The 9,960-nt window shown below is 69.5% G+C and carries 11 protein-coding genes; 4 read left to right on the forward strand and 7 right to left on the reverse strand.

Annotated elements, in window-relative coordinates:
* Positions 1-583: 583 nt before the first annotated feature.
* The 6 genes from A4R44_RS39325 to A4R44_RS39350 all read right to left on the reverse strand — a co-directional run bounded on the left by A4R44_RS39325 (position 584) and on the right by A4R44_RS39350 (position 4,288).
* On the reverse strand, positions 584-1,045 hold the full coding sequence (locus tag A4R44_RS39325) for a YbaB/EbfC family nucleoid-associated protein (protein ID WP_232791976.1): 462 nt from the start codon (positions 1,043-1,045) through the stop codon (positions 584-586).
* A gap of 44 nt (positions 1,046-1,089) precedes the next feature.
* On the reverse strand, positions 1,090-1,470 hold the full coding sequence (locus A4R44_RS39330; protein WP_093574182.1) for a hypothetical protein: 381 nt from the start codon (positions 1,468-1,470) through the stop codon (positions 1,090-1,092).
* On the reverse strand, positions 1,471-2,583 hold the full coding sequence (locus tag A4R44_RS39335; RefSeq protein ID WP_067592838.1) for a C40 family peptidase: 1,113 nt from the start codon (positions 2,581-2,583) through the stop codon (positions 1,471-1,473). It abuts the gene before it with no gap.
* Entirely contained in the window at positions 2,580-2,894 is a 315-nt protein-coding gene (locus tag A4R44_RS39340) for a hypothetical protein (protein ID WP_067592841.1), read from the reverse strand. Before A4R44_RS39340 ends, A4R44_RS39335 begins: the two co-directional genes overlap by 4 nt.
* Before the next feature lie 78 nt (positions 2,895-2,972).
* Complete coding sequence (locus A4R44_RS39345; protein ID WP_067592844.1) at positions 2,973-3,773, reverse strand: thioredoxin domain-containing protein; 801 nt, start codon at positions 3,771-3,773, stop codon at positions 2,973-2,975.
* Between the two features lie 5 nt (positions 3,774-3,778).
* Positions 3,779-4,288 carry a MauE/DoxX family redox-associated membrane protein gene (locus tag A4R44_RS39350; RefSeq protein WP_067593074.1) on the reverse strand — a complete coding sequence of 170 codons (510 nt, stop codon included), beginning with the start codon at positions 4,286-4,288 and terminating at the stop codon, positions 3,779-3,781.
* Positions 4,289-4,386: 98 nt separating this feature from the next.
* Here A4R44_RS39350 and A4R44_RS39355 point away from each other — a divergent pair, with 98 nt between their 5' ends.
* The 4 genes from A4R44_RS39355 to A4R44_RS39370 all read left to right on the forward strand — a co-directional run bounded on the left by A4R44_RS39355 (position 4,387) and on the right by A4R44_RS39370 (position 9,424).
* Positions 4,387-5,217: a glutamate ABC transporter substrate-binding protein gene (locus tag A4R44_RS39355; RefSeq protein WP_067592847.1), complete on the forward strand. Its 831-nt coding sequence runs from the start codon at positions 4,387-4,389 to the stop codon at positions 5,215-5,217.
* Positions 5,214-7,640 carry an ATP-dependent helicase HrpB gene (hrpB, locus tag A4R44_RS39360; protein ID WP_067592850.1) on the forward strand — a complete coding sequence of 809 codons (2,427 nt, stop codon included), beginning with the start codon at positions 5,214-5,216 and terminating at the stop codon, positions 7,638-7,640. Before A4R44_RS39355 ends, hrpB begins: the two co-directional genes overlap by 4 nt.
* 114 nt (positions 7,641-7,754) lie before the next feature.
* Positions 7,755-8,669 (forward strand): ATP-binding cassette domain-containing protein, encoded by a 915-nt coding sequence (locus A4R44_RS39365; protein ID WP_067592852.1) that lies wholly within the window; start codon positions 7,755-7,757, stop codon positions 8,667-8,669.
* Positions 8,666-9,424, forward strand: coding sequence for an ABC transporter permease (locus A4R44_RS39370; protein ID WP_067592855.1), 759 nt, complete (start codon positions 8,666-8,668; stop codon positions 9,422-9,424). The genes A4R44_RS39365 and A4R44_RS39370 overlap by 4 nt, the downstream gene beginning before the upstream one ends.
* Here A4R44_RS39370 and A4R44_RS39375 read toward each other — a convergent pair whose 3' ends face one another.
* Positions 9,425-9,958 (reverse strand): TetR/AcrR family transcriptional regulator, encoded by a 534-nt coding sequence (locus A4R44_RS39375; protein WP_232791977.1) that lies wholly within the window; start codon positions 9,956-9,958, stop codon positions 9,425-9,427.
* Positions 9,959-9,960 lie beyond the last annotated feature (2 nt).

Here is a 9,960-nt window from a genome sequence, read left to right on the forward strand (position 1 = left end):
CCAAAACCAGTTGAACCACCCGCGTTGCAACGACCCCTCGAATCCACCCTGATTCCCTCAGGGTTCCCCTCACGCACCCAGCCGCCGCACCCGGCCCGGCCCAATGCGGTATTGGGGCGCGCCAGACGCACCGAACGCCCACTGAGCACTAGTGCGCGGGATGCCCCGCCGACGAGCCAGCACCCAACTCACCTCGGCAAGCACCGCCGCAGACCGCGCTATCGATTCGAGAACCTCGCTGGGCCCACCACCGACCGCACCGACGCACCCCACCGCCCAGCCGCACCGAGGCACCGAGGCACCGAGGCACCGACGCACCGACGCACCGAGGCACCCCACCACCGACGCACCCACACCACCGACGCACCCACACCACCCCCAACCCCGATACGAAGCCAAAAACACGGCGCGGGGGTGCTTGTCAAGGCATCTTTCCCGCCTTGACAAGCACCCCCGCGCCGTAGTCACACTCAACTTCGGGGTGCCCCACGCAACCACCACCCCCGAAGGGGGCGTCAGCCCTCTTCGGAAAACCGGCCAGCCACCGAAGAAGAAACCAGGCCAGCCACCGAAGCAGCACCCATCACCGATCCGACCGCAACGACGCCGGATCAAACCCCTCCCACTCCTCCGCAGCAGCGGAATCCACAGTGGACTCAACAGAAACAGGAGCGGGAGCAGGAAACCGCCTCTCCCCCAGCCTCTCCCCCCGCAACCGCTGAAACTCCTCCACCGTCATCCCAGGGTCGTCATCCGAAGAACGAGCCGGAGCCGCCCGCCCAGACAACGCCTCCACCAGCAATCCAGCCTCCTCCCCCAGCAGCAACCCCACCCGGTTGTAACAATCCTGCTCAGCCTCAGCCATCGCCACCCGCACGGCCTCAAGCACCAAAGCCGAAACCCGGGACGGATCCGCCGATACCAGCGAAGGCGCGAGCCACAACCGCTTCAACGCCCCCAACGCATCCACCGTCACCTCAACCGACCCGTCCAAGGCATGAGCCGACCCCCGCGCCTCCGCCATCAACGAGGCGACCTGGCCCACCGCGGCCTCGCGAGACCGAGCCAGTTCGATAAGCTCCCGAGTCTTCACAACACCACCGGCTCTTCGTCGTAAAAATCGGGATCATCCTCAGTCAACGCCGCATACCCCAGCGCAGCCACGGCCTCCGCCCCCAAAACCGGCGACAAGACCTGATGCATCCGATCCCCGGCCCGCCGCTCAGCCCGCCGCGACAACTCCAAGATCTGCGAAGCCACCGCCTCCGACCCACCACGCAACGCAGCCCGCGTCAACGTCAACCCAGTCAGCAATCCCCCAGGCGCGACCTCGACGGAAACCCCGCCAGCAGCAGCCTTCCCGACCACCGGCCCAGCCCGCTCGAACCGGGCGGCAGCCGCCTCCCCGGTCCGGGAGGCCTCCTCCATCACCCGCGCCACGGCGCGATCCAGATCGAATTCAGCCACCACTCACCCCGTAGGCCGGTAAAACCCGATGAACTGCTGTCCGGCGTTGGTCGTCCGGATCTTGCTGATCTGCACCGGATCCCCGGCCTCGACCATCTGCCCGTCGCCGATCACCATCGCGACGTGCCCGGACCACACCACCAGATCCCCGGGCAGCAACTGGTCAAGTGAAGGCACCTCGGCCCCGACAGTCTGCTGCTTGGCCGTCCGCGGCAACTGCAGCCCAGCGTCCTGGTAGGACGTCATGGTCAGCCCGCTGCAGTCGAGCCCCTGCCCGCGCGCGGTCCCGCCCCACACGTACGGCACGCCCAGCTGAGACAACGCCGCCCGAACCGCTTTGGCCGCGGTTTCGTTCGGTGCCATCACGGTTTTCCCGCCCGGCAGGTTGATCCCGACCCCGCTGCCCGGCTGCGGCGGAACGGCCACCGGCAATCGCGGCTTCCCGGCATACCCGCCGCCTCCACCGCCGCCGCTCTCGCCGCCCCCGCCACCACCGTGGCTGGCGTGTGCGCCGTTGTTGTTGAACGCCTGCGGCACCGACGTTGTCGCGCTGCTCGCGGAGGTCGATTCCGACCCGCCGAGCCGCTGTCCCAGCCCGGTCAGCTTCCCGAGCGTCTCCTCGGTGAACGTGGCCGCCTGCCCGGTCAGCTGCCCGATCTTCGTCTGCAGCTGCACCAGAATCTGCCGCGCCGCGGCCGCCCGGCTCTCCGGCGGCTGAATCCCGTTGACCGCGGCCAGCGCCTTCATCGAAGGCGCGATCTCCCGCAGGATCTGGTCCCGCACCTGGTCATTGCGGATCTCGCCGACGTGCAGCGTCTCCGCCGCGTCCGCGACCGCCCGCTCGATTTCCGCGCTCTCGTCGAGAAGGTCCTGGACTTCCTTCTCCAGATCCTTCGACGTCTGGACCGCGCGCTCCGAGGTCGCCCCGGAGCTGGCCTGCGCCAGATTCACCCGCTGAGTGCCCGCGTGCTGATTGGCGTGGCCGACGGACGTCTGCAGCGCGACATGCCCGTCGCGCGCGCCGTTGATCGCCGACGGATCGTGCTTCAGCTTCGCGGCGAACTGATTGGTGGTGTCCAGCCCGTTGCGGACCAGATGGTCGACCGGGGCGTTCACGAAAGCCTGCGCATCGCGTCGCCGTGTTCCTGCTCCACTGCGGCGTAGTTGCCCTGCGTGCGCCGAGCGGCCTCGCCGACGTCGTGCCAGCCGCCGCCGAGGGCGTGCATCCGTTCCTGCAACGCCCGCATGCGCGCGCCGTACGCGCCGGCGAACCCGGATTCGTCCCCGATCGCGGAGAACCCGTCGCCGGACAGCGTCACATGCGGGCCGAGGTGCGCTTTCGCCGCGGAACGCACCTCGTCGCCGAGTGGGTCGACCTGCTTCGCGTAGTTCTCGTACGCGCCGTCGTCGACATGAAAACCGGACACAACCCGCCCCTCCCCTGAACCCTGCGGCCCAGGTTAGCGGACGGGTTGTGCCCGGACAGGCGAATTGACCGGATCAGGTCAGCCGCCCAAGATCTTCGCCAGCCAGTCGCCCTGCGCCGGAACGGCCTTGCCGTCGACCGCGACCGTCGGGGTGCCGAAGCCGACCTGGCCGTTGCCGAAGTCCTGCTGCAGTTTCGGGTCGTTCTGGACCTGCTGGAACGCCGTCTGCAGCTGCTGGTCGTAGGTGCCGGCGTTGACCGTCTGCGCGAACTTCGGGTCGCTGATCCCGAGGTCCTGGCCGAGCTTGATCAGCTGGGCCTTGTCGTACCCGCGGCCGCCTTCCTGCGGCTGGTTCTTGAACAGCGCGTCGTGGAACGCGGTGAACTTCTGCTGGTCGGCGGCGGCGAGCGCGGCATTCGCCGAATCGAGCGAGTAACCCGGCGGGTCCGAGTTCTTGTTGAGCAGGATCACCATGTGGTAGCGCACAGTGAGCTGGCCGTCGTTGATCGCCTTCTCCATCCGCGGCCCGAAGTCCTGCTGCAGTTTGGCGCAGTACGGGCACAGGAAGTCGGCGTAGAGGTCGATGGTCTTCGACGCGCCCGGTTTGCCGACCGACACGACGGCCCCGTCGCGCTTCTCGACCACGCCCGGCCCGAGCGACGAGGTCGTGCCCGGCTGGATCGCGCTGTCCTGTGTGGCGTTCTTGCTTGAGTTGATCCAGAGCACGCCGCCGATCACGAGCGCGGCGACCACCACGACGGCGACCACCACCGCGATGATCTTGTTCCGGTCGCTCTTCGAGCCCCGCGCCTGGGCGACCGACCTCGCGGCCGCCGCCTGCTGACGGCTTTTCCGCGCGTTGCGCGCAGCTCCACCCACTGTTCCTAATTCCCTTCCGCGATGCTCTTGGGGTAGTCGTCCGGGTCCTCGCCGGAGTTCCCGGCGTTCCTGCCGTTGCCCCAGCCGAGCCAGCCGTCGACCGAAAACCAGGTGCGCGGCCGGGCGAGCAGCCACACCGCGAGCAGGGCGAAGCCGGTGTCGCGCAGGATCTCCTGCGGGTACTCGGTCTGCCCGGCGGCCACGCGCCCGCCGCCGCCGAAGCAGCCGCAGTCGATGCTCAGCCCGCGCGCCCACGACTGCGCGATGCCCGCGACGAGCACGGCCAGCAGCAGGAGCGACACGCCCGCGACCCAGCGCGTGGCCAGCCCGGCGAGCAGCAGCAGCCCAAGCACCAGCTCCAGCAGCGGCAGCCCGGTGGCGACCGGGCGCACCAGTGCGTGCGGGAGCACGTCGTAGGCCTGCACGGCGATGTACGTCTGCCCCGGATCGGCGATCTTCAGGCCGCCGGACACGAGCCACACGGCAGCCAGCCCGAGCCGGGCCAGCGTGCCGATGGTGTCAAGTACAGGTTGGGGCAGTCGGCGCACGCGCTTAGGCTAGCCGTCTGACCTGAGAACTATGTGAGCAGCCAACCGGCGGAGCGGAGGCACCGATGCGGTTACGCGCAGTGCTCGCTGCCGTGTTTCTGCTGGTCAGCTGCGTCTCTTGCGGAGCTTCGGAGGTATCGAAGGACGATCCGCTTCCCACCCGGGCGCGTGAGGGCGACCACCTGACCATCGGAATCCGGTTCGACGCGCCGGGACTTTCGCAGCGGACCGTCGACGGCAGGCTCGCCGGTTTCGACGTCGATGTCGCTACTTTCGTCGCACGCGAACTGGGGGTCGAACCGGACCGCATCACCTGGCACGAGACCACCCCGGCCCGCCGGGAGACGGACCTCACCTCGGGTGCGGTCGACCTGGTCGTGGCCACCTATTCGATCACTGGCAAGCGGAAACAGCAGGTGGGCTTCGCCGGCCCGTACTTCGTCACCGGCCAGGACCTGCTGGTGCGGCTCACCTCGCCGGACATCACCGGCCCGGAAAGCCTCAACGGCAAGCGGCTCTGCTCGGTCACCGGCTCGACGCCCGCGCAGATGGTGAAGGACAAGTTCGCGCAGCTGGTGAAGCTGGTCGAGTACCCGCGGTATCCGGACTGCGTGACGGCGCTGCTGGCCAACCAGGTCGACGCGGTCACCACGGACGCGGTGATCCTCGCCGGGTACGCCGCGCAGAATCCGGAGCTGCTGAAGGTGGTCGGCCGCCCGTTTTCCACTGAGCGGTACGGCATCGGCCTGCGCAAGGGCGATACCGAGGGCCAGCACGCGGTCGACGACGCCATCCGGAAGATGGTGTCGACCGGGGCCTGGCGGAAGTCGCTGGAGACGAACATCGGGCCTTCGAACTACCCGTTGCCGAATCCACCGGAGATCACCGAGCAGTGACCGACCTAGCCTCGCTGCCGGACCTGCCCGTCCGCGCGGTGCTGCCGTCCGTGCTGAGCGCGCTGGACGACCACGGCACCGCAGTACTCGTCGCCCCGCCCGGCACCGGCAAGACCACGCTCGTGCCGCTCGCGCTGAACCGCGGCGAAGGACGCGTCGTGGTCGCCGAGCCGCGTCGGCTGGCTGCGCGGACCGCAGCCGGGCGGATGGCCGCGCTGCTGGGCGAAACGGTCGGCGAGACGGTCGGGTACGCGGTGCGCGGCGACCGGAAGGTGTCGTCGCGCACGCGAATCGAGGTGGTCACGTCGGGGCTGCTGGTGCGGCGAGTGCAGCACGATCCCGAACTGGCCGGGGTGTCGACGGTCCTGCTGGACGAATGCCACGAACGCCACCTCGACGCCGATCTGCTGCTCGCGTTGCTCCTCGACGTCCGCGCCGGACTGCGCGACGACCTGCGGCTGCTCGCGACCTCGGCAACGGTCGCGGCTGGACGGCTGGCCGAACTGCTCGGCGACGCCCCGGTGATCACCGCACACGCGCGCACATATCCGGTTGAGCTGAGCTACCGCGCTCCGGCTCGCGGGGAACGCCCAGAAGCCACAGTCGCTTCGGCGATTCGGAAAGCCCTCTCCGAAGGAGACGGTGATGTGCTCGCGTTCCTCCCGGGTGCCGGGGAAATCGCGCGTACGTCGGCGTTGCTGAGTTCGCTGGACGCAGACGTGCTTCCGCTGCACGGACGGCTTTCCGCTGCCCGGCAAGACGAAGCATTGCGGCCACGCGACCGGCGCCGGGTAGTTCTGGCGACCGCCGTCGCCGAATCGAGCCTGACCGTTCCCGGCGTCCGCACAGTCGTGGACTCGGGTCTCGCACGCGTCCCTCGNGTCCCTCGCGTGGACCACCGACGTGGTCTCGCCGGGCTCGCCACGGTGCGAGTTTCGGCTGCGGTGGCGGAACAACGCGCTGGTCGCGCAGGTCGCGAAGCGCCTGGCCGGGCGTACCGATGCTGGCCGGAGCACGAGCAAGCGACGCTGCCCGCGTATCCGGAGCCGGAAATCCGCACCGCCGAGCTGGCGCGGTTCGCGTTGGAACTCGCCTGCTGGTCCACTCCCGACGGAACGGGCCTCGCCTGGTGGGATCCGCCCGGTGAAGGTGCGCTCGCCGCCGCGCGGAGCCTGCTCGTCACGCTCGGCGCGACCACGTCAGACGGTGCTGTCACGCCGCGCGGACAGAAGATGGCCGACCTCGGTCTGCATCCCCGGCTGGCGCGTGCGTTGCTGGACGGCGCTGAGGCGGTCGGTGCTCGGGCAGCGGCGGAAGTGGTCGCGCTGCTCGATGCCGGAGCGACGCTGACCGATGTCGAAGCCGAACTGCGACGGCTCCGTTCCGCGCACGACGACGCGGCCCGCCGGTGGCAGCGGGACGCGAAACGGCTGGCCGCGCTGGTCAATTCGCCGGCTTCCGCAGCCCCGGACGCCGCGTTGGTCGTCGCCCTCGCCCACCCGGAACGCTTGGCGCGGCGGCGCCCGGGATCGGCCCCGGTGTATCTGATGGCCAGCGGCACTGCGGCCGAACTGCCCAGCGGCAGCGGATTGGGCGACGCCGAATGGCTGGCTGTCGCCGAAGCCACCCGCGACCCGGGCCGGGTGCACGGCACCATCCGTCTCGCCGCGACCGCCGACCAGGCATTGGCTATCCGGGCCGCACCGGCCCTGGTGTCCGAAGTGGACGAAGTGCATTGGGACGGCGATGTCGTCGCTAGGCGCGTCCGCCGGCTGGGCGCGATCGTGCTGTCGGAAAAGCCCTTACGCAACCCTGACCCGCAGCTTGTCCATGACGCAGTCGTGGCCGGACTCCGCGCCGAAGGCCTCGGTTTGCTGCGCTGGAGCCAAGACGGCACCCGGCTCCGCGAACGTCTGGCCTTCCTGCACCGCGTGCTGGGCGATCCGTGGCCTTCAATGGACGACAAGGCTCTGCTGTCCGATGTACACAGTTGGCTGGACCTGTCGAGGGTCCGCCGCCGAGCCGATCTGGCCAACGTCGACGCCGGAACCGCCCTGCGCGGTCTCCTCCCCTGGCCCGAAGCCGCGCGGCTCGACGAACTCGCCCCGGACCGGCTTGCAGTCCCGTCCGGTTCGCACTACCGGGTGGACTACCGCGGCGACCAGCCGGTGCTCGCGGTGAAGCTGCAGGAGACGTTCGGCTGGACCGAGACGCCGTCGCTCGCCGACGGCCGCGTGCCGGTGGTGCTGCACCTGCTCTCGCCCGCCGGTCGCCCGGCCGCGGTCACCGCCGATCTCGAATCCTTCTGGCGTACCGGATACGCCGCCGTCCGCGCCGATCTCCGGGGCCGCTATCCGAAACATCCGTGGCCGGAGGACCCCGCGACCGCCAAGCCGACCCGGCACACCACCCGCCGGTCGTGAGTGGCGAGCACGGTGAGAACCGTGCTCGCCACTCACGACCCCACCCAAAGTCAGGGTCGGTCCAGGACGGTCGGCCGATGTCCGCGCACCCCGCGCGGGCGCAGACTTCGCCCTATGATCACGTTTCGCGCATTGACGAAGCGCTACGGCCAGAAAACCGTGGTCAACGGCCTCACCTCGGTCATCGAGACGGGCACGGTGACCGGGTTCCTCGGCCCGAACGGCGCGGGCAAGTCCACCACCATGCGGATGACCGTCGGACTAGACCGGCCAGACTCCGGCGACGCGCTGATCCGCGGCAAACCGTATGCCGAACTACGGTTTCCGCTGCGGGAAGTCGGTGCGCTGCTGGATGCGAAAGCCGTGCATCCCGGCCGCAGCGCGGGCAAACACCTGCTCGCGATGGCGCGCAGCAACGGAATCGCCGCGAGCCGCGTCGAGGAAGTGCTCGCGGCGGTCGGGCTGAGCGACGTCGCGGGCAAGCGCGCCGGGACGTTCTCGCTCGGCATGAGCCAGCGGCTCGGCATCGCCGGCGCCCTGCTCGGCGACCCCGGCGTGCTGATGTTCGACGAGCCGATCAACGGTCTCGACCCGGACGGCGTCCGCTGGGTGCGGCAGCTGATGCGTTCGCTCGCCGCCGAAGGTCGCACGGTGTTCGTGTCCAGCCATCTGATGAGCGAAATGCAGCTGACCGCGGACCGGCTGCTGGTCATCGGCAAGGGATCGATTCTCGCCGACGCGGCGATCGGCGACTTCATCGCGGGCAACTCGAACCGGTCGGTCGCGGTCCTCGTGCCGGATCCGGCTGGGCGCGCGAAACTCGCGGACTGGCTTCAGGGGAACGGCCGGTCGGTGCTGACCGGGGAGAGCGGCGAACTGCTCGTCGACGAGGCGACCGCGGCCGAGATCGGGGACCTGGCTTATGAACTGGGCGTCCGGTTGCACGGACTTGCCGAGCGGACCGCTTCGCTGGAGCAGGCGTATATGGAACTGACCGCCGGATCGGTGGAATACGGGGTTACGGCATGACGAAGCTGGCGATTTCGGCGGAGTGGACGAAGTTCTGGTCGGTGCGGGCGACGTGGTGGTCGTTGATCGGCGGAGTGCTGCTGATGGCGTTCTGCTCCGTCGTCAGCGGGATCTCCCAGCACGCGGGCAGCGATCGGGCGCAATCCGCGCACGGCATTGTCAACGGCGGGGCGATCTATCTGGTCGAGTTCTGCGTGCTCGCGGTCGCGACGTTGTTCGTGACCAGCGAGTACACCAGCGGGTCGATTCGCTCGACGCTGCAATGGGTTCCGGTGCGGGCCCGGGTCACCGCCGCCAAGGCCGCGGTGCTGGTGCCGGTGCTGTTCGGCTACGGCGTGGTCGTCGCCGTGCTGGGCATGGCGGTCGCCTCGGTGCTGATGCGTGGGGCTGGGGGTTCCACGTCACTGTCGCAGGGGGCGGTCACCGCGCTGGGCATGGGCGCGTATTTCGCGCTGCTCGGCGTGCTGTGCCTGGGGATTTCGTTCGTGCTGCGCAGCGCGGCGGGCACGTTGGTGGTGGTGATCGTGCTGCTGCTGCCGTTGCCGATGCTGATGTCGTCGTACGTGTTCCCCGCGGCGATGGACTACTTCCCGGCCTTCGCGGGCATGAACGCGATGGTGCCGCCTGGCGACGTGAACCCGCTGCTGGGCAGCGTGCCGCCCTACGGGCCTTGGGCCGGCGTGCTGGTCTGCCTCGCCTGGGCGGCCGCCGGGATCGGCGCCGGGACCGCACTGCTGAACCGCCGCGACGCCTGATCAGGCGTGCGGCAGCCCCAATCCGGCGAGCACGGCACGGGCTCCGGCAACCAGTTCGGCTTCGGTCGGCGGGGTGAGGGAGCCCGTGCCTGCTAGCGCGTCAAAGATCGATCCGTCGAGCCAGCCGATCAGCACGCGGGTGTGCTCCTCCGGAGTCGGAGAACCAGCCGCGGCAAGCACTTCCGCGCACCGGCGGCGCAATTCCAGTCCGCCGGCGTCGTATCGGGCCCGCAACTCCGGCCGCCGGGTCGATTCAAGCGCGAATTCGTAGCGCGCGAGCATTCTGGTGCGACCAGCGGTGATCGAGCGGTGGACCGTCGCGCCCAGGAACTCCGCGAGTTTTCCTTCCGGCGGGACGATTTCGGCCTGGTCCAGCGCGACCATCCGGTCCGCGGCCAGTTCCAGCAGCGCGACGCGGGTGCGTGCGTAGTACGACGTCGAGCCCGAGGGAAGCCCGGCCACTCGATCGACGGCGCGGTGAGTCAGCCCGCGCATTCCCTCGGCCGCGATGACCTCGATGGCTGCGTCGCCGATCA

The sequence above is a fragment of the Amycolatopsis sp. M39 genome (genome assembly GCF_001651785.1).
Classification (GTDB): domain Bacteria; phylum Actinomycetota; class Actinomycetes; order Mycobacteriales; family Pseudonocardiaceae; genus Amycolatopsis; species Amycolatopsis rubida.